At 62.8% G+C, this 19,329-nt stretch carries 19 protein-coding genes; 8 read left to right on the forward strand and 11 right to left on the reverse strand.

Features of this window, described 5'->3' with window-relative positions; all coding sequences use genetic code 11:
* Positions 1 to 429 (forward strand): Fur family transcriptional regulator, encoded by a 429-nt coding sequence (locus BC363_RS28745; RefSeq protein ID WP_053249270.1) that lies wholly within the window; start codon positions 1 to 3, stop codon positions 427 to 429.
* Positions 430 to 494: 65 nt separating this feature from the next.
* Here the strand turns inward: BC363_RS28745 and BC363_RS28750 are convergent, their stop codons facing one another.
* Both BC363_RS28750 and BC363_RS28755 read right to left on the reverse strand, forming a co-directional pair.
* Complete coding sequence (locus tag BC363_RS28750) at positions 495 to 1,406, reverse strand: EamA family transporter (protein ID WP_065780763.1); 912 nt, start codon at positions 1,404 to 1,406, stop codon at positions 495 to 497.
* Between the two features lie 160 nt (positions 1,407 to 1,566).
* Positions 1,567 to 3,051 carry a nucleobase:cation symporter-2 family protein gene (locus tag BC363_RS28755; RefSeq protein WP_065780764.1) on the reverse strand — a complete coding sequence of 495 codons (1,485 nt, stop codon included), beginning with the start codon at positions 3,049 to 3,051 and terminating at the stop codon, positions 1,567 to 1,569.
* A gap of 383 nt (positions 3,052 to 3,434) precedes the next feature.
* Between BC363_RS28755 and BC363_RS28760 the strand changes: the two genes are divergently transcribed.
* Positions 3,435 to 3,896: a hypothetical protein gene (locus BC363_RS28760; RefSeq protein ID WP_141690466.1), complete on the forward strand. Its 462-nt coding sequence runs from the start codon at positions 3,435 to 3,437 to the stop codon at positions 3,894 to 3,896.
* Positions 3,897 to 3,950: 54 nt separating this feature from the next.
* Here BC363_RS28760 and BC363_RS28765 read toward each other — a convergent pair whose 3' ends face one another.
* Positions 3,951 to 4,862: a LysR family transcriptional regulator gene (locus BC363_RS28765; RefSeq protein WP_065780766.1), complete on the reverse strand. Its 912-nt coding sequence runs from the start codon at positions 4,860 to 4,862 to the stop codon at positions 3,951 to 3,953.
* A gap of 160 nt (positions 4,863 to 5,022) precedes the next feature.
* On the opposite strand from BC363_RS28765, the gene BC363_RS28770 reads away from it, so the two are divergent.
* Together BC363_RS28770 and BC363_RS28775 are read left to right on the forward strand one after the other, a co-directional pair.
* On the forward strand, positions 5,023 to 5,388 hold the full coding sequence (locus BC363_RS28770) for an antibiotic biosynthesis monooxygenase (protein ID WP_065780767.1): 366 nt from the start codon (positions 5,023 to 5,025) through the stop codon (positions 5,386 to 5,388).
* A gap of 110 nt (positions 5,389 to 5,498) precedes the next feature.
* On the forward strand, positions 5,499 to 6,719 hold the full coding sequence (locus BC363_RS28775) for an MFS transporter (RefSeq protein WP_244519969.1): 1,221 nt from the start codon (positions 5,499 to 5,501) through the stop codon (positions 6,717 to 6,719).
* A gap of 104 nt (positions 6,720 to 6,823) precedes the next feature.
* On the opposite strand, the gene BC363_RS28780 is transcribed toward BC363_RS28775, so the two are convergent.
* From BC363_RS28780 to BC363_RS28815, 8 genes are all read right to left on the reverse strand, one after another.
* Positions 6,824 to 8,545: an ABC transporter substrate-binding protein gene (locus tag BC363_RS28780; protein WP_065780768.1), complete on the reverse strand. Its 1,722-nt coding sequence runs from the start codon at positions 8,543 to 8,545 to the stop codon at positions 6,824 to 6,826.
* 79 nt (positions 8,546 to 8,624) lie between these two features.
* Positions 8,625 to 8,906, reverse strand: coding sequence for a DUF2160 domain-containing protein (locus tag BC363_RS28785; RefSeq protein ID WP_065780769.1), 282 nt, complete (start codon positions 8,904 to 8,906; stop codon positions 8,625 to 8,627).
* Between the two features lie 12 nt (positions 8,907 to 8,918).
* Entirely contained in the window at positions 8,919 to 9,743 is an 825-nt protein-coding gene (locus BC363_RS28790) for a carbohydrate ABC transporter permease (RefSeq protein ID WP_053249279.1), read from the reverse strand.
* A 21-nt stretch (positions 9,744 to 9,764) separates the two neighbouring features.
* Positions 9,765 to 10,631, reverse strand: a complete 867-nt coding sequence (locus tag BC363_RS28795; protein WP_065780770.1) for a sugar ABC transporter permease — start codon at positions 10,629 to 10,631, stop codon at positions 9,765 to 9,767.
* 2 nt (positions 10,632 to 10,633) lie between these two features.
* Positions 10,634 to 11,704, reverse strand: coding sequence for an ABC transporter ATP-binding protein (locus tag BC363_RS28800; protein ID WP_065780771.1), 1,071 nt, complete (start codon positions 11,702 to 11,704; stop codon positions 10,634 to 10,636).
* A gap of 21 nt (positions 11,705 to 11,725) precedes the next feature.
* Entirely contained in the window at positions 11,726 to 12,796 is a 1,071-nt protein-coding gene (locus BC363_RS28805; protein WP_065780772.1) for an ABC transporter ATP-binding protein, read from the reverse strand.
* 51 nt (positions 12,797 to 12,847) lie between these two features.
* Positions 12,848 to 14,365 carry a glycerol-3-phosphate dehydrogenase gene (glpD, locus tag BC363_RS28810; RefSeq protein ID WP_065780773.1) on the reverse strand — a complete coding sequence of 506 codons (1,518 nt, stop codon included), beginning with the start codon at positions 14,363 to 14,365 and terminating at the stop codon, positions 12,848 to 12,850.
* 130 nt (positions 14,366 to 14,495) lie between these two features.
* A complete protein-coding gene (locus tag BC363_RS28815) occupies positions 14,496 to 15,260 on the reverse strand; it encodes a DeoR/GlpR family DNA-binding transcription regulator (RefSeq protein ID WP_065780774.1) in 765 nt (254 codons plus the stop codon).
* A gap of 174 nt (positions 15,261 to 15,434) precedes the next feature.
* Between BC363_RS28815 and BC363_RS28820 the strand changes: the two genes are divergently transcribed.
* The 4 genes from BC363_RS28820 (at position 15,435) to BC363_RS28835 (ending at position 19,320) form a co-directional block, all read left to right on the forward strand.
* Entirely contained in the window at positions 15,435 to 16,202 is a 768-nt protein-coding gene (locus tag BC363_RS28820; protein ID WP_065780775.1) for an SDR family oxidoreductase, read from the forward strand.
* A 10-nt stretch (positions 16,203 to 16,212) separates the two neighbouring features.
* Positions 16,213 to 17,109 (forward strand): LysR family transcriptional regulator, encoded by an 897-nt coding sequence (locus BC363_RS28825; protein ID WP_065780776.1) that lies wholly within the window; start codon positions 16,213 to 16,215, stop codon positions 17,107 to 17,109.
* 169 nt (positions 17,110 to 17,278) lie between these two features.
* Entirely contained in the window at positions 17,279 to 17,758 is a 480-nt protein-coding gene (locus tag BC363_RS28830) for a formate dehydrogenase subunit gamma (protein ID WP_065780777.1), read from the forward strand.
* 5 nt (positions 17,759 to 17,763) lie between these two features.
* Positions 17,764 to 19,320 (forward strand): NADH-quinone oxidoreductase subunit NuoF, encoded by a 1,557-nt coding sequence (locus tag BC363_RS28835; protein ID WP_065780826.1) that lies wholly within the window; start codon positions 17,764 to 17,766, stop codon positions 19,318 to 19,320.
* The last annotated feature ends 9 nt before the right edge of the window (positions 19,321 to 19,329 follow it).

Here is a 19,329-nt window from a genome sequence, read left to right on the forward strand (position 1 = left end):
ATGAAACAGAACAAGAATCGCGTTGAAGAGCTGGAGGGCGTCCTGAGGGACGGTGGTGTACGTGTGACGCGGCAGCGTGCGGCAATCCTCAAGATTCTCGCGACCGCCGAAGACCACCCGGATGCGAGCGAATTGCACCGGCGCGCCAAGGAGATCGATGCAACCGTTTCGCTGTCGACCGTCTACAGAACGCTGTCGGCGCTGGAGCAGCAGGGCGTCATCCATCGCCACGCGTTTGAAAGCGCCACCGCCCGTTTCGAGACGGCCGACGCTCCGCATCACGATCACCTGATCGACATCGACACCGGCGCGGTGATCGAGTTTCGCTCCGACAAGATCGAGCAGCTGCAGGCGGAGATCGCCGCCGAGCTCGGTTACGACCTGGTTCGCCACCGGCTGGAGCTCTATTGCCGCAAGCGCAAGGACTGATCGCCCCTGCTTATGCTGAAGGCGCAGCGGTCCATCGCTGCGCCTCTTCGGTTCCGGCCTTGAGGTTAGCCGCGATCGACGAGGGCAGGCCCGGCCCGGCGCGCCGGGATGGTCATGGCGGCAACGCCGATGACGACGCAGGCAAGGCCGATCCAGATCGTGTCCGACAATCTTTCGCCGAGGAAGAGCACGCCGATGGTCACCCCGACGGGGACGCGCAGGTAGGCCTGCGCCGTGGCGCCGACGGAACCGAGTGTCTGGATCAGACGGAAGTAGATGGCGAAGGCCAGCGCCGTCGAGAACACGGCCAGGCAGACAAGCGCGATCATGGAATGAGCGGAAGGGGCAAGCGTCCATGGCTGGTCGATCACCAGGCTTGCGGGGATGAGAAGCACTGCGCCGGCAAGAAGCGAGCCCGCGGCCGGAACCATCGGGTCGAGACCCCTGAAGCTCTTGCCGAAGATGGCGGCGCCGGCATAGCAGACGGTCGCGAACACCACGGCAAGCTGCGCCAGCAGCTCGTCGCCGAGACCGCCGAAGGCCTCCACGCCGATGATCAGGCTGATGCCGGCCATGCCTGCCACCACGCCAATCAGCTTCCTTGCCGATGCCGCCTCGTGGCGGGTGATCAGCGCCGTCAGCAGAAAGGCGAAGATGGGTGTCGCCGCATTGAGGATCGCGGCGACACCGGCATCGATCGTCTGCTCTGCCCAGGCGATCAGGGTGAAGGGGAAAACGCTGTTGAGGCAGGCCTGGAACAGGAAGCGTCTCCATGTGGCCGCGTCGCGCGGCAGCTTCACGCCGCGCCAGCGAAGGACGGCGAGCAGAATGGTACCGGCGATCAGCGTGCGGGCGGCGATCAGCGTTACCGGCGGAATGGTTTCGACGCCGATCTTGATGAAGGTGTAGGACGCGCCCCAGAGGGTTGCGAGCAGGGCGAGCAGCAGAAGCTCGAGGGTGAGGTTGGGCCTGGCCATGGTGGTCGGATCCTTCGGGGCGTGTTCGTTGCCCTGTTTCTACCGTGCCGCTACCGGCCGATGCTTCGCTGGCGATCGAAGTGTCGGGGGTTTCGGAATGGCCCAAAGGCAAAGCCCCGGCCTGCTTGCAAAGGCCGGGGCTTGATCGTCTTGAGCCGGCTCAGTGACTGTCGGCGAGCCTTGCCGCGTTGATCGAGGCGGAACGCTCGACGCTCAATCCGTTGAAGAAAGCGTTGAGCACGACCGCCGAGATCGAGGCGAGCACGATGCCCGATTCGATGATCGGGTGGATCGCATGCGGCATCCACATCAGGAAGTTCGGCGCAATCAGCGGGATCAGGCCGAAGCCGACCGAAACGGCGACGACGAACAGGTTGTTGCGCGACGACTTGAAATCGACGGTCGACAGGATGCGCACGCCGGTGGCTGCCACCATGCCGAACATCACCAGGCCGGCACCGCCGAGCACGAAGGTCGGGACCGCCTCGACCAGCGCGCCCATCTTCGGGATCAGACCGAGCACGATCATGATCACGCCGCCCATGACGCAGACATAGCGGCTCTTGACGCCGGTGACGCCGACAAGCCCGACATTCTGCGAGAAGCTGGTGTAGGGGAAGGTGTTGAACAGGCCGCCGATCATCGTGCCGATGCCGTCGACGCGAAGGCCGGCCGTCAGCTGCTGCTGCGACACTTCCTTGTTGGTGATTTCGCCGAGCGCCAGGAACATGCCGGTCGATTCGATCATGACCACGATCATCACCAGCGACATGGTCGCGATCAGCACCGGGTCGAAGATCGGCATGCCGAAGCGCAGTGGCGTGACGACGGCAAACCAGCCGGCATCCGCCACCCGATCGAAATGCATCATGCCGAGTCCGGCGGCAAAGACGCAGCCGATGACGATGCCGGTGAGGACCGCGATGTTGCTGATCAGCCCGCGGCCGAAACGCGCGACGACCAGAATGGAGATGAGGACGAAGGCGGCAAGCGCCACATGGCTTGGTTCGGCATAGATCGGGTTGGGAACCGTGGCGCCAAGCACGACGCCGTCGGGAACGGCCGGGCCACCTGATGTGGCGAGCTTCTTCAGTTCGGCCAGCCATTCGGCGTGGGTCGGATCGACCAGCTTCGGTGCCGTCGGGCCGAAGGGATTGCCGAAGATCCAGTTGACGCCGACGCGCATCAGCGTCACGCCGATCACCAGAATGATGGTGCCGGTGACGATCGGCGGGAAGAACCGCAACAACCGCCCCATCAGCGGGGCGAGCAGCAGTGCGACCAGGCCGGCGCCGATGATGGCGCCGAAGATCAATCGGGCGCCCTCCTGACCCGGTGTCATCGTTGCCATCGACACCATCGGGCCGACGGAAGCGAAGGTGACCCCCATCATGACGGGAAGGCGGATGCCGACGCTGCGGGTAATGCCGAGCGACTGGATGATGGTGACGAGACCACAGACGAAGAGATCGGCGGAAATCAGGAAAGCGACGTCCTGGGGGCTGAGCTGCAGCGCCCGGCCAACGATCAGCGGAACCGCGACGGCGCCGCCATACATGACAAGTACATGCTGGATCCCGAGGGTCGCGAGCTTGCCGACGGGCAGCTTCTCGTCCACCGGGTGTATGCTGGATGCGTCGCTCATGGTTACTCCTCCCATCACGTCGACCAATCCGTTTCCCCCGTCCTCCAACAGGGGAAAGGGCATCTTTGGTGCCGAGACAGAATGCCGCAAGCGCAACCAGGGAGTAAACACTTTCGGGAATCCGGGGGGAATGGATGTCAGCAAAGGGAAGGCTGCGGCACAATCCCACTGCATAATTCCTTAAATCGGATCCGATTTAAGGACAAAATTATGCAGCAAGTTTAAAGCGTTACAGCGTCCTCAGCGCGTCATATTTGACGCGCGGCGCTGTAGCGGAAAAAGGCGCGGCCGGATGCAACGTTGCCGCAATGAAGCGCAGGCAGTGTGCACCGGTATCGAGGCGAACACTCGCCTCCGCACGAGTGTCCATGGAATTGCGCTATATGAGATTTTCGTTGCCTGCTGGCATGTTTGGCCGTCTGGTCGGCGCACTGATTGCCGTTGTTGTTGTTCTATGGCCGCTCGGCGCCCGCGCTGAGGCGGAAGACTTTCCGGGGCAGTGGCGACAAACGGTGTCGAACGCCGGCACCTGCGAGACCTGCTGGCTGGCGATCAAGCAGCAAGGGCCCATCCTCAAGGTGTCTTCCAACAATGGCTGGTTTGCCTTTGCCCATGCGGACCTGAAAACCGGTTCCACGACTGCGACCGGCATCGGCCGCTGGAGCGAGGATGTCAGCGGTCACTATGGCGGCAAGCCATTCGACGTCCGCTTCGTCATCGTCGACAAGCAGCTCTACCTCGACATGATCGTGCTGATGGACGATGGCACGAAACAGGCGATCAGGGCGATTTTCGACAAGGATCGACCGGGCAAAACCGCTCGTCGGGTGATGGCGAAATCGTAGAATGTCGCGGCGGTTCCGCGGCCGCTTCCAGTCGAAACCAGCCTTCGCTTCCGGTCAAGCCGGTTCCGATGCCCCTCCATTGGCCGGGAAGAGATTGGCGGCCATGAAGTCGACGAAGACACGCAGTTTCGGCGAGAGATGTCGGCTGGACGGCCACAGGATCCTGTAGGTGCCGCAACGGCGCAGCCGGTTCTCCAGAACCGATACAAGCGCGCCCTCGCGCATCTGCCGTCTGACCGTGAAGTCCGGAAGGCAGGCGATGCCGAGTCCTTCCTCCGCCATGTGGATCAACGGCTCCAGGGCGTTGGAGACGGCCGTTACCGGCACAACGACGTTCAATGCGGCGCCATCCTGCACCAGCGGCCATGGTTCGAGCTTACCTGTCGATGGAAAGCGATGGTGCAGGCAGTGATGGCGGTCGAGATCCTGTGGCGTCGCCGGCATGCCGTGTTTCTCGAAATAGGCGGGTGAAGCGACCAGATAGGGGTGAAAGGTGCCGAGCTGACGGGTCATCAGTCTGGAATCGCCGATCTCCCCGCTGCGCACGACCGCATCGAAACCTTCCTCGATGACGTCGACCATGCGGTCGGAGAAATCGAGATCGATCTCGACCTCCGGATAGGCGCGCATGAAGGCCGTCAGCGTCGGCATCAGCAGCATGCCGGCCATCGGCAGGCTGACGCGCAGCTTGCCGCGCGGGGCCTCTTGGCTCTGAACCAGCTCGGCCTCGGCCGCCTCGATCTCGCCAAAAATCCGCCGGCAGCGTTCGAGAAACAGCGTGCCTTCCGGTGTCAGCGTGATGCTGCGCGTGCTGCGATGAAAGAGACGAACGCTTAGGCGCTCCTCCAGCCGAGCAATCGCCTTGCCGACGGCGGAGGGGGAAACGCCGAGCTGGGTCGCAGCCTCCGTAAAGCTGCGGGCGTCTGCCGCCTGCACGAAAGCATTGAGTGCACCAAGGCTGTCCATTCGTCGTCCTCGTCCGTCGTTTGGGATTATGGATATTTCTGTCCGATATCTTCGGAGCTGTAGCGCATTTTTCTCCGATTGGAAGCTGGCCATAGTCCGCCTGCCCGACACACCGCGTTCGTGACGCGCGAAAACACCGTCGGCGAAAGAAGGAGAAAACATGCAGCAGCCACTTTTGGCCGGTTTCCGCGCGGGTCCGGAACCGACCGTCTTCATCGTCAATGTCATCCACGCCCACCCGGGCAAGCAGGAAGAGGCGTTTCGCCTGATCCAGGATGTCGTGAACTACGTCGCCGAGCGCAAGGATGGCTTTCTCTGGAGCAACCTGTCCAAGAGCACCGACGGCAGGACGGTGGTCAATATCGAAGCGATAGCCGGCGAAGGAAATGTCGAGGAGTTCTTCTCCGATGCGGTGTTCCTCGAAAAATTCAGGGCGCTGAATTCGGTCTCGACCTGCGAGTTTCACACCTATCGCGTCGATGACCTCGTGCTCCCCAAGCGCGCTGCGCTCGCAGCATCGGCCTAGATGAGATCGCCGCCCGCCTTGGCCGGCGGCGAACTCCTTGCACGTGCCGCCATCCCGCCATTGCCGTCAAGACAGGCGTCCTTGGCGAGCCATCCTGAAAGATAGATTCCATGCAATCCAACGACTGCGCGCTTCCGGTTCCGCAGGAAGCGGCACAGATGCCCGTCGCCGCCGCCGGGGCCAGGCTGCCGCTTTCGGCACTGCTCGCGCTTGCGACCGCCGGGTTCATCACCATCCTCACGGAGGCGCTGCCGGCCGGCCTGTTGCTGCAGATCAGCGCCGATCTCGGCGTCTCGCAATCCCTGGCCGGCCAGATGGTGACGATCTACGCGATCGGTTCGCTGGTCGCCGCCATCCCGCTCGTGGCGCTGACGAGGACCTGGCGCCGGCGGCCGCTGCTGATCGCGGCGATCTCCGGATTTGCCGTGGTCAATACGGTGACCGCGCTCTCAAACGACTATGCCGTGACGATGGTGGCGCGCTTCCTTGCCGGTGTCTTTGCCGGGCTGCTCTGGGCGCTTGCAGCCGGTTATGCGAGCCGCATGGTGCCGCCACACCAGCAGGGACGGGCGATCGCCATCGCCATGCTCGGGGCGCCGGTGGCGCTCTCTATCGGCATTCCCGCAGGCACCCTGCTTGGAGCCATGACCGGCTGGCGCCTGACCTTCGCTCTCCTGAGCGTCATGACCGTCCTGCTTGTCGGCTGGGCCCTGTGGGTGCTTCCCGACTTTCCGGGGCAGCGTGCAGAACGACGTCTGGCGCTCGCATCGGTGTTTCGATTGCCTGGGATCCGACCGGTGCTGTTCGTGATGTTTGCCGTCGTTTTCGCCCACAATATCCTCTACACCTACATCGTGCCGTTCCTGGAGCCATCGGGCTTGGGTGGGCGAGCGGACTGGATCCTGCTTGTTTTCGGCATCGCGTCGCTGGTCGTCATTCCTGTCATTGGGGCACTCGTCGACAGGCATCTGCGTTCGTTGGTGCTGACGAGCATGACGCTGTTTGCGGCAGCCTCGCTGTTGCTTGCCTTCTTCGGCGACCAGCCAGCCGCGGTCTGTCTCGGTGTTGTCGCCTGGGGCCTCGCCTTCGGCGGCGCGCCGACCCTGTTCCAGACCGCTTCGGCAAAGGCCGCCGGCGCGGAAGCGGATGCGGCACAGTCGATGATCGTCACGGCCTGGAATGCGGCGATGGCCGGTGGCGGTTTGGCTGGCGGTCTGCTGCTCGACAGCATCGGCGCGACGATCTTTCCGACGGCCCTGCTGGCGATCCTGCTCCCGGCCTTGATCGTGGCGTGGGCTGGCCGGCATGGATTTCCGCCTCACTCCCGGTGATTTGCCTTCCTGGCAATAAAAAACCGAGGCCGTTGCCGACCTCGGTGCCGCATCTCCTGTAATCGGCCGCCCGTTCGCACGGGCGGCCGTCGTCTTGGGCTTTTTTACTTCTGCCAGCTCTTGACCAGTTCGTCGTAGTTGACGGTCTGGGGCTGGTCCTTCTCGTTCTCGACCTTCAGCTGCGGAGCGAGGTTGCCCTTGGAAACGGCATCCTTGTTCCAGTATTCGAGGTCGTGTTCCTCGGCCAGCTTCGGACCGATATCGCCCTGGATACCCGCGCGTTCCAGGCGCTGCAGCACCTTTTCCTGCTCGCCGCAAAGCGAGTCCATGGCTTCCTGGGCGGTTTTCGCGCCGGAAGAGGCATCGCCGATCGCCTGCCACCAAAGCTGTGCGAGCTTCGGATAGTCAGGAACGTTCGTTCCGGTCGGCGACCATTGCAGGCGGGCCGGCGAACGGTAGAACTCGATCAAACCGCCGAGCTTCGGAGCACGGTCCGTGAAGCTCTTGTGGTCGAGCGTCGACTGACGAATGAAGGTCAGGCCGACATGGCTCTTCTTCACGTCGACGGTCTTCGAGGTCACGAACTGCGCGTAGAGCCATGCGGCCTTGGCGCGGTCGTCGGGCGTCGACTTCAGAAGGGTCCAGGAACCGGCGTCCTGGTAACCGAGCTTCATGCCGTCCTTCCAGTAGACGCCGTGCGGGCTCGGCGCAAAACGCCACTTCGGCGTGCCGTCCGCGTTCACGACCGGCAGACCTTCCTTGACGAAGTCGGCGGTGAAGGCGGTGTAGGTGAACATCTGCTGGGCGACTTCGCCCTGCGAGGGGACCGGACCGGATTCCGAGAAGGTCATGCCCTGGGCCGGCGCCGGCGCATAGGCCTTCATCCAGTCGAGGTACTTCTGGATGGCGTAGACCGCGGCCGGGGCGTTGGTGTCGCCGCCGCGTGCAACGCAGGAGCCGACCGGGCGGGAATTCTCGTCGACCTTGATGCCCCACTCGTCGACCGGCCTGCCGTTGGGGATGCCCTTGTCGCCGTTGCCGGCCATCGACAGCCACGCGTCGGTGAAGCGCCAGCCGAGCGAGGGATCCTTCTTGCCGTAGTCCATGTGACCAAAGACCTTCTTGCCCTCGATCTCACGGCCGGTGAAGAATTCGGCAATGTCCTCATAGGCCGACCAGTTGACCGGAACGCCAAGATCGTAGCCGTACTTCGCCTTGAAGTCCGCCTTGTTCTTCTCGTCGTTGAACCAGTCGTAGCGGAACCAGTAGAGGTTCGCGAACTGCTGGTCGGGAAGCTGGTAGAGCTTGCCGTCCGGCGCGGTCGTGAAGGACTTGCCGATGAAGTCGTCGATATCGAGGTTGGGGTTGGTGACGTCCTTGCCTTCATTTGCCATGAAGTCGGTCAGGCTGCGGGCCTGCTGGTAGCGCCAATGGGTGCCGATCAGGTCCGAGTCGTTGATGTAGGCGTCATAGACGTTTTCGCCCGACTGCATCTGCGTCTGCAGTTTTTCGACGACGTCGCCTTCGCCGATCAGATCGTGGGTGACCTTGATGCCGGTGATGTCGGCGAAGGCCTTGGCCAGCGTCTTCGATTCGTATTCATGGGTGGTGATCGTTTCCGAAACGACCTTGATGTCCATGCCGGCAAAGGGCTTTGCCGCATCGACGAACCACTGCATTTCCGCTTCCTGAGCGGCGCGGTCGAGCGCGGACATGTCGCCGATCTCGCTGTCGAGGAACTGTTTTGCCTCGTCCATGCCGGCAAAGGCCGAGCCGGTAAAGGCCAGCAGCATTGCCGCCGTCGTTGTCAAAAGGTGCCGTCGCATAATTTCCTCCCTTTGGGTTTTGCGATTGCGTTCCATTGCAGTTTCGAGGGACCCTTCCCGATCCCTCAGTCCGTTCACATCACACGTAGCGGAAGACGCCGACGGCATAGACCACCGAGAGGGCGAGAGCCCACCAGAGGTTCGGTCCGCCGAGGCCGAGCCACGCGAGGTGAATGAAGGCGCTGCCGAGCAGCGATACGAAAAGCCTGTCACCACGCGTCGTCTCGAAGCGCAGGATACCGACGCGCGGGTTGCCGCCCGGCGAGACATATTCCCAGACGGCCATGCTGACGAGCAGCAGGGCGATGGTGATGAAGAACAGCGCCGTCGGCAGCGTCCATGCCATCCATGAGAAATTCATGACGAAGCTCCTTTAGACGCGGCCGAGGGCGAAGCCCTTGGCGATGTAGTTGCGCACGAAATAGATCACGAGCGCGCCAGGGATGATGGTGAGCACGCCGGCCGCAGCCAGCACGCCCCAGTCGAGGCCGGAGGCGGAGACGGTGCGGGTCATGATCGCGGCGATCGGCTTGGCGGCCGTGGTCGTCAGCGTGCGGGCGAGCAGCAGTTCGACCCAGGAGAACATGAAGCAGAAGAAGGCCGCGACGCCGATGCCCGAAGCGATCAGCGGCGTGAAGATCTTCACGAAGAACCGCGGGAACGAGTAGCCGTCGATATAGGCGGTCTCGTCGATCTCCTTCGGCACGCCGGACATGAAGCCTTCAAGGATCCAGACTGCCAGTGGCACGTTGAACAGGCAGTGCGCGAGTGCCACGGCGATGTGCGTATCGATCAGGCCGAAGGCCGAATAGAGCTGGAAGAACGGCAGGGCGAAAACGGCCGGCGGCGCCATGCGGTTGGTGAGCAGCCAGAAGAACAGGTGCTTGTCGCCGAGGAAGCGGTAGCGCGAGAAGGCGTAGGCTGCCGGCAGCGCTGCCGCAACCGAGATCACCGTGTTCATGACGACGTAGATGATCGAGTTGATATAGCCCTTGTACCAGGAGGGGTCGGTGAAGATCACCATGTAGTTGCGCAGCGTCGGATTTTGCGGCCAGAGCGAAAACGTGCTGAGGATCTCGCTCGTTTCCTTGAAGCTCATGTTGACGAGCCAGTAGATCGGCAGCAGCAGGAAGACGATGTAGATCGTCGGAACCAGCCAGGACAGGCGTTGCGAAAGTGGTGTCTTTGTCGTGTGCATTTGTTTCTCCTCCCTCCCGGCTCAGCTCTGCGCGTCGCTCGTGGTCATCACGGTGTAGAAGATCCACGAGAGCAGCAGGATGATGAGGAAGTAGATGATCGATAGGGCTGCCGCCGGACCGAGGTCGAACTGGCCGATGGCCATCTTGACGAGGTCGATCGACAGGAAGGTGGTCGAGTTGCCGGGGCCGCCGCCGGTAACAACGAAGGGCTCGGTGTAGATCATGAATGAGTCCATGAAGCGCAGCAGGAAGGCGATCAGGAGCACGCGCTTCATCTTCGGCAACTGGATGTAGCGGAAGACGGACCAGCGCGATGCGCCGTCGATCTTGGCCGCCTGATAATAGGCGTCGGGGATCGAGACGAGACCGGCATAGCACAAGAGCACGACGAGGCTCGTCCAGTGCCAGACGTCCATGACGATCAGCGTCACCCAGGCATCGATCGGGTTCTGCACGTAGTTGTAGTTGATCCCCAGCGCTTCCAGCGTGTGGCCGAGCAGGCCGATGTCGACGCGGCCGAAGACCTGCCAGATGGTGCCGACGACGTTCCACGGGATCAGCAGCGGCAGCGCCATCAGAACGAGGCAGACCGGCACGCCGAGGCCCTTCTTGGGCATGTTGAGCGCAATGATGATGCCGAGCGGGATTTCGATCGCAAGGATGATCGCCGAGAAGATCAGGTTGCGGGTGAGCGCATCCCAGAATCGGTCGGAGGTCAGCACGTCGACATACCAGTCGGTGCCGGCCCAGAAGAACTCATTGTTGCCGAAGGTGTCCTGAACCGAATAGTTGACCACCGTCATCAGCGGGATCACCGCCGAGAAGGCGACGAGCACCAGAACCGGCAGAACCATGAACCAGGCTTTGTTGTTCCAGGTCTTTTCCATGATCAGGCCTCCCCGCCGACGCGCCAGGAATCGGCGTAGATGTTGATGGCCTTCTGATCGAAGGCGATGCGCGGTTCGGCCGGAATCTCACCGTCCTCGTCGAGGATGATCGAGATCGGCTGGTCCGCGAAGCGGGCGCGCACGATCTTGTGACGGCCGATATCCTCGACCTTGCTGATCGCAACCGGCATGCCCTCGCGGCCGATCGACACGAATTCCGGGCGGATGCCGAGTTCGGTCTTGGCGCCGGACTTGATCTCGGGCCGGAAATTGAGTGCGATGGTCTCGCCGCCGATCGTCGCCGTGCTGCCGTCGATCTTGGCCGGCAGCACATTCATGCCCGGCGAGCCGATGAAATAGCCGACGAAGGTGTGGCGCGGCCGCTCGAAGAGCTCGGCCGGCGTGCCGATCTGCACGATCTGGCCGTCATACATGACGACGACCTTGTCGGCGAAGGTGAGCGCCTCGGTCTGGTCATGGGTGACATAGACCATGGTGAAGCCGAATTGCTTGTGCAGGCGTTTGATCTGCGAGCGCAGCACCCATTTCATTTCCGGATCGATGACGGTCAGCGGCTCGTCGAACAGGATGGCGCTGACGTCGGAGCGCACGAGGCCGCGACCAAGCGAAATCTTCTGTTTCTGGTCGGCCGTCAGCCCTTGCGCCTTTTTGCCCGCCCAGCCACCGAGGCCGATCATCTCGATGATTTCCTTGACGCGGCGATCGACCTCGGTCTCCGGCACATGCCGGTTGCGCAAGGGGAAGGCGAGATTGTCGTAGACGGTCATCGTGTCGTAGATGACAGGGAACTGGAACACCTGGGCGATGTTACGGTCCTGGGTGGACAGATGCGTCACGTCCTTGCCGTCGAAGAGAATGCGTCCTTCCGACGGATTGATCAGGCCTGAAATGATGTTGAGCAGCGTGGTCTTGCCGCAGCCGGACGGGCCGAGCAGCGCGTAGGCGCCGCCGTCGTTCCATTCATGATGGACTTCCTTGAGCGCGTAGTCGTTTTCCGACTTCGGCTTGGCGCCATAGGCGTGGCGGATATGTTCGAGATCGATGCGTGCCATGTCTTTCCTCCCAGCGCCCCCTCAGGCCGTTTCGCCGATCGCGCGCCCATCCGGCCCGAAGGCCATCAGGTGGCGGATATCGACGAAGACCTCGAGGGTCGCGTCCGGTTCGATGTCGTGAATGCCCGACGCCAGCATGACCCAGCGCGCGCCGGAAAAGCCGACGTGGATGAAGCTTTCGGAGCCTGCGATTTCCGAGATTGCCGTCGTTACCGTCAGTGGCGTCGCGCCGTCGAAGGGGTTGTCGAACGACAGGTGATGCGGCTGGAAGGCGACCGTGCAGGGGCCGTCCGCCAACGCCGAGAGGTGAGCGGGGACCGAAAGCACGCGCTTGCCGTCGAGCACGAAGATCGAGCCTGACTTGACGAGTTCGATCGTGTTCAGCGGCGGATCGGCGAAGGTGCGTGCCGTCACCAGGTCGACCGGGCGGCGGTAGACGTCGATGGTCTTGCCGAACTGGGTGATGCGGCCCTGGCTCAGCGCAGCGGTATTGCCGCCGAGAAGCAGCGCTTCGGAAGGTTCGGTGGTCGCATAAACGAAGATCGCGCCGGAGGCTGAGAAGATCTTCGGCAGTTCCTCGCGCAGTTCCTCGCGCAGCTTGTAGTCGAGGTTGGCGAGCGGTTCGTCGAGCAGCACGAGATCGGCATTCTTGACAATGGCGCGCGCCAGCGCGGTGCGCTGCTGCTGGCCGCCGGAAAGGCTGAGCGGCGTGCGGTCGAGATAGGGCGTCAGCTTCAGCAGTTCGGCGGCCTTGCGCACTTCACGATCGATCGTGGCGGCGTCCGAACCCTTGATGCGCATCGGCGAGGCGATATTGTCGTAGACGGTCATCGACGGGTAGTTGATGAACTGCTGGTAGACCATTGCCACAGAGCGCTTCTGTACGGGCAGGCCGGTGACGTCGGTGCCGTCGAAGATCAGCGAACCGGAGGCCGGCTTGTCGAGGCCGGCCATCAGCCGCATCAGCGACGTCTTGCCCGAGAGGGTCGGGCCGAGCAGCACATTGAGCGACCCCCTCTGCAGCACAAGATCGGTCGGGTGGATATGCGTCTCCCCACCCACGACCTTGGATATCTTCTTCATTTCAAGCATTGAATTCTCCGGTGTTCCACCCAGCCATCGGCATTCCAGTATGCGGGGTCCTCAGGCGGCTGCGTTCGCCGCGCCCCGCATGTATTCCTCCAGCGCCGCCGCCTCGCCGGGCGTCAGCTTCAATCCCAGTTTGGTGCGCCGCCACAGCACGTCCTCGGCGTGCCGGGCCCATTCCTCAGCGATCAGCCACTTCACTTCCGCTTCATAGAGGTCGGCGCCGAAACGGTGGCCAAGGGCTGCCTCGTTCGACGCAGACCCAAGTAGCGCGGAAGCGCGCGTGCCATAGAGGCGTACCAGTCGGCGCACATGGCCGGCGGCAAGGAAGGGGTAATTCTTGTGAAGCCTGGCGACTTCGTCGGCATAGCCCTTGGCCGGAAAGTCCCCGCCCGGCAGTGTCGAGCCGGCAGTCCACTTCGCGCCCTTGACGCCGATGGCCTCGCCGATCTTTTCGAGCGCGGATTCGCTCAGGCGACGATAGGTCGTCAGCTTGCCGCCGAAGACGTTGAGCAGCGGTGCCGCCGTCTTGTAGCCTTCGACGCGAAGAACGTAGTCGCGGGTCGCTTCCTGCGCCTTGCTGGCGCCATCGTCGAACAGTGGGCGGACGGCGGAATAGGTCCAGACGATGTCGTCCTTCGCCACCGGCTCGAGAAAATATTCGCTCGCCGCCCTGCAGAGATAATCGACTTCGGCGTCGCTGATGCGGACTTCGGCCGGATTGCCGGTATAATCGCGGTCGGTGGTGCCGATCAGCGTGAAATCGTCCTCGTAGGGGATGGCAAACATGATCCGGCCGTCCGGATTCTGGAAGAAATAGGCGCGCGGATCGTTGAACTTCTTGCGCACGACGATGTGGCTGCCCTGGACCAGGCGAACGTTGTGGACGTCGTTCTTGCCGAGCGCGCCTGCGAGCACCGCATCGACCCAGGGGCCTGCGGCATTGATCAGCATGCGCGCCCTGATCTGCCGGCGCTCGCCGGTCGCTGCGTTTTCCGTTTCGATCGCCCAGTTGCCGTTGTCGCGCTTTGCCGAGACGACGCGGGTGCGCGCCATGATCTGGGCGCCGCGATCGGCGGCATCACGGGCATTGAGCACGACCAGTCGGGCGTCGTTGACCCAGCCGTCGGAATATTCGAAAGCCTTGGCGAACAGCCGCTTGAGCGGCTTTCCGGCCGGGTCACGCGTCATGTCGAGCGTGGCCGTCGCCGGCAGCAGCTTGCGGCCGCCGATATGGTCGTAGAGGAACAGCCCGAGGCGGATGAGCCAGGCCGGGCGGGGCCCACCCTTGTGATAAGGCAGAACGAAGCGCATCGGCCAGATCACGTGCGGGGCCATCGCCCACAGCACTTCGCGCTCCATCAGCGCTTCGCGCACCAGGCGGAACTCGTAGTGTTCGAGATAACGCAGGCCGCCGTGAATGAGTTTGGTGGAGCCGGAAGACGTGCCGGAAGCAAAGTCTTTCATTTCCGCAAGGGCGACGGAGTATCCGCGGCCGGCTGCATCACGCGCGATACCGCATCCGTTGATGCCGCCGCCGATAACGAAGACGTCGAAGATTGCCTGCTCTGCCACTGCTGTTTCCCCTCCACATTTCGCAATGCACAAATTGGTGCGATCGCGAAAGCGAAATCAGTTAAAGCGAAAACAGATCGAATGTCAAACGAATGTTGCTCGAATCTCAGAACAGTCTAAAACGCCGCCTTCAAGCCTCGGTTTCGATCAGCCGAACATCGTGCTCGGCGCAGATTTTCCGTACATTATCAATCAGACAGCGGTCGGTGATGAAGGTCTGAACCTGGGAGATATGGCCGATGCGAACCGGCGCCGTTCTTTCGAATTTGGTCGAGTCGGAAACGAGGATGACATGGCGGGCATTGGCGATGATCGCCTGGGCGACTTTCACTTCGCGAAAATCGAAATCGAGCAATGCTCCGTCATGGTCGATGGCCGAGGCGCCGATGACCGCGAAGTCCACCTTGAACTGCTTGATGAAGTCGACCGCCGCCTCGCCGACAATGCCGCCGTCGGAGCCGCGAACGACGCCGCCGGTGATGACCACCTCGATCGAGGGGAAGACGCGCAAGTGGTTGGCGACGTTGATGTTGTTGGTGATGACCATCAATTCCTTGTGGTCGAGAAGCGCTTCGCCGACGGCTTCCGTGGTGGTGCCGATGTTGATGAACAGCGAGGCGTTGTCGGGGATGAGGGCAGCGGCGGCCCTGCCGATCGCCTGCTTCTCCGGTGCGGCGATCTGCCGGCGAGCATCGTATTTGACGTTTTCCTTGCCGCTCGGGAAGATCGCGCCGCCGTGGATCCGGTTCAGGATCTTGGCGTCGCAGAGGTCGTTCAGATCCTTGCGGATGGTTTGCGGCGTCACCGAAAAGCGCTGCGCCAGTTCCTCGACGAGCACGCGTCCTTCGTTCTTCGCCAGTTCCAGGATCTCCGCCTGTCGGGCCGTCAGATACATTCCGAAACCTCCCCGTTTTCGTTTTTTTTCATAATATGCAAAAACGAAAGCTGTGCAATTTCAGAAATCGGCGTTTGTCGCGAATCTGCTTTCGTCGTCGGCTATGTCGATTGCGCACGTTGCAATCGCCCCGGCGATAGGCGACTTTGACAACTACGGGAAGAGGGAAAAGACATGTTTCATCCGGCCTTGTTCAGAGGCATGAATGTGGTGGTGACCGGTGGCGGACGCGGCATCGGCCTTGAGGTGGCGCGCCAGTTCCTCGACTGCGGCGCCCATGTGTTCGTCCATGCCGGCCGATCGGTCGGCGACCTGCCGGATTTTCTGGAGACGGCGGTGATGGAGGGCAGGGCGCATGTGGCCGCTGCCGACTTTCTGGCGCCCGGCGGTGTAGATGGTCTGGCGGAAGAGATCTGCAGCCGGTTCGAGCACGTCGATATCCTCATCAACAATGCCGGCACGATGGTCGGCCGCTTTCCAGCCGCGGAGCTGACGGACGAGCAGTACCGCACCGTCGTTCAGCTCAATCAGACCTCGGTGGTCGAGATGACGCGCGCCCTGCTGCCGCACTTGCGCAAGGGCACCCATCCGGCGATCGTCAACACCGTGTCGATTTCGGCGCTGACCGGTGGCAGCGCCGGCTCTTCGATCTACTCGGCAACCAAGGCGTTCGTCTCCACTTATTCCAAGGCGCTGGCGCGCGAACTGGCGCCGGAAGGCATAAGGGTCAATTGCGTTTCGCCCGGCACCATCACCACCGAATTTCACGAGCGTTACTCGTCGCCGGAGAAACTGGAGGCGACGCGCAAGACGATCCCGATCGGCAGGCTTGGAACCGCTGAAGACTGCGCGCCGGCCTATCTCTTCCTCGCCTCCCATGCGCTCGCCGGCTACATCACCGGACAGGTGCTGGAGGTCAACGGCGGCCAACTGATCACGTGAGATCCCGGCGATGATCGACAAGCTCGAGATGTTCCTTGTTCTGGCGCGCGAAAGACACTTCGGCCGGGCCGCGCTCGAATGCGGCGTGACGCAGCCGACGCTGTCGGCGGCGATCCGCCAGCTTGAAGAACAGCTCGGAGTCATGCTTGTCAGCCGCGGTTCGCGCTTCCAGGGGCTGACCCCGGAGGGGCAGCGGGTTCTGGAATGGGCGCGGCGCATCGTCGGCGATGCCCGCACGATGCGCGAAGAAATGCGCGCGGCGCGCAAGGGCCTCTCCGGCCATATCCGGCTTGCGGCGATCCCGACGACGCTTGCCATGGTGCCGATGATCACCGCGCCGTTCCAGGAGAAGCATCCGGATGTGACGTTCTCGGTGCTGTCGACCACGTCGCTGCAGATCCTGGCACTGCTCGAAAACCTCGAGATCGATGCCGGACTGACCTATCTCGAGAACGAGCCCCTGGGCCGGGTTACCAGTGTTCCCCTGCAGATCGAGCGATATCACCTCGTAACAGCCGCCGGAACGCCGCTTTCCGATCGCGAAACCGTGACATGGAAGGAGGTTAGCAACATTCGGCTTTGTCTATTGACCGCCGATATGCAGAACCGCCGCATCATCAACCAGCATCTTTCCGAGGCCGGCGTCATCGCTCGGCCGACCCTCGAATCGAATTCGATGATCGTGCTTTTCTCCCATGTGCGTACGGGTCGCTGGGCGAGCATCATGCCGTTTAACGTCGCGAAATCATTCGGCTTTCACGAAGATATCAGGATGATCCCGATCGTCGAGCCGGATGCCCACCACACGGTTGGCCTGGTTGCGACGCATCGTGAACCATTCACGCCGCTGGTGTCAGCGCTTTTGCACGAAGCGCGCATTCTCGGCGAGCGGAATCAGGTTCAATAGGTTTTTTCTATCGACCAACGAAACAGCCTTATTGACCCTCTCGGCCAGACGGGCGAAGCTTTTCACTCATGGGCGAGGGCGTGGAGGAAACGACCTGCCCAGGCGATGCCAATTCGACTGGGCGATCCGCACAAGGGCCGCCGCAGCCGCGAGCCGGGAGGGCTCCCGTGTGAACATTCACCAGCCGCGTGCCGACGTCACCGGGCGCACGCTTGCGATCGTCGGGGAACTGAAGGGGCTCGAAGGGCCGCTGCTGCCGATCCTGCACGAGATCCAGCACGAGTTCGGATACGTGCCGCAGGACTGTCTGCCTGTGATCGCGCGGGAACTCAACCTGTCGCGCGCCGAAGTCTATGGCGTCTTTTCCTTCTATCATGACTTTCGCGAGCATCCGGCCGGTCGCCATGTGCTGAAGCTCTGTCGCGCCGAGGCCTGCCAGTCGATGGGCGGCGATCAGCTGGCCGAGCGCGCCAAACGCCTGCTCGGCATCGACTTTCACGAGACGACGCCGGATGGCGCGGTGACGCTGGAACCGGTCTACTGTCTCGGGCTCTGTTCCTGCGCACCCTCAGCGATGCTCGACGGGGAGGTGCATGCCAGGGTCGATGCCGACGATCTCGAAGCTCTCGTCGCGGAGGCCCGCCGATGACGACGATGACGACGAAGATCTACATTCCCCAGGATGCCGCAGCACTGGCGCTCGGCGCCGACAAGGTGGCAAAGGCGATGGAGGAGGCGATCGCCGCGCGCGGCCTTGACGCGACCATCGTGCGCAACGGTTCGCGCGGGCTGCACTGGCTGGAGCCACTGGTCGAGGTGGAAACCCCTGAGGGCCGCGTCGCCTATGGACCGGTCAAGGCGCGCGATGTCGCCTCGTTGCTTGACGCCGGGCTTGTTACGGGCGGCAACCATGCGCTCTGTCTCGGGAAGACCGAGGATATTCCGTTCCTGAAACAGCAGACGCGGCTGACCTTTGCGCGCTGCGGCGTCATCGATCCGCTGTCACTCGACGATTACCGCGCGCATGGCGGCCTTCGCGGACTTCAGAACGCCATTGCCATGGAGCCGATGGCAATCGTCGCCCAGGTGACGGATAGCGGTCTTCGCGGCCGTGGCGGTGCCGGCTTTCCGACCGGCATCAAGTGGAAGACCGTGCTGGAAGCGGCGGGCACACGCAAATACATCGTCTGCAACGCCGATGAGGGCGACAGCGGCACCTTTGCCGACCGGATGATCATGGAGGGCGATCCCTTCGTGCTGATCGAAGGCATGGCGATATCAGGCATCGCGACAGGCGCCACGAAGGGCTTCATCTACACCCGATCCGAATATCCGCATGCGATCGCGACGATGGCCGAGGCGATCGAGATCGCGCGCGCCGCCGGCGTGCTCGGGCCATCGGTGCTCGGTTCGGGACGCGCCTTCGACATGGAGGTGCGTACCGGTGCCGGCGCCTATGTCTGCGGCGAGGAAACGGCGCTCCTGAACAGCCTTGAGGGCAAGCGCGGCATCGTGCGGGCCAAGCCGCCGCTTCCCGCCCACAAGGGCCTGTTCGACTGTCCGACCGTGATCAACAACGTCATCTCGCTCGCCTCGGTTCCCATTATCATGGACAGGGGCGCCGCCTTCTACCGCGACTTCGGCATGGGTCGCTCGCGCGGCACGATCCCGATCCAGATCGCCGGCAACGTCAAGCACTCCGGCCTGTTCGAAACCGCCTTCGGCCTGGCCCTCGGCGAGATCATCGATCATATCGGCGGCGGAACGGCAAGCGGTCGGCCGGTCAAGGCGGTGCAGGTCGGCGGTCCGCTCGGCGCCTATTTCCCGCGCGCGCTGTTCGACACGCCGTTCGACTATGAAGCGTTTGCCGCGAGGGACGGGTTGATCGGCCATGCCGGCATCGTCGTCTTCGACGACACCGCCGACATGCTGAAGCAGGCTCGCTTTGCCATGGAATTCTGCGCGATCGAGAGCTGCGGCAAGTGCACGCCCTGCCGCATCGGCTCGACCCGCGGCGTCGAGGTGGCGGACAAGATCGCCGCCGGCATCGAGCCGGAGAAGAACCGCGAGTTGCTCGCCGACCTCTGCAACACCATGAAGTTCGGTTCGCTCTGCGCGCTCGGCGGGTTCACGCCCTATCCCGTCGTCAGCGCCATGACGCATTTTCCGGATGATTTCAAACCGGCTCCGCTTGTCGAAGCGGCGGAGTGAAGAGGAAGA

This window comes from Ensifer sp. LC384 (genome assembly GCF_001695865.1).
Taxonomy (GTDB): domain Bacteria; phylum Pseudomonadota; class Alphaproteobacteria; order Rhizobiales; family Rhizobiaceae; genus Ensifer.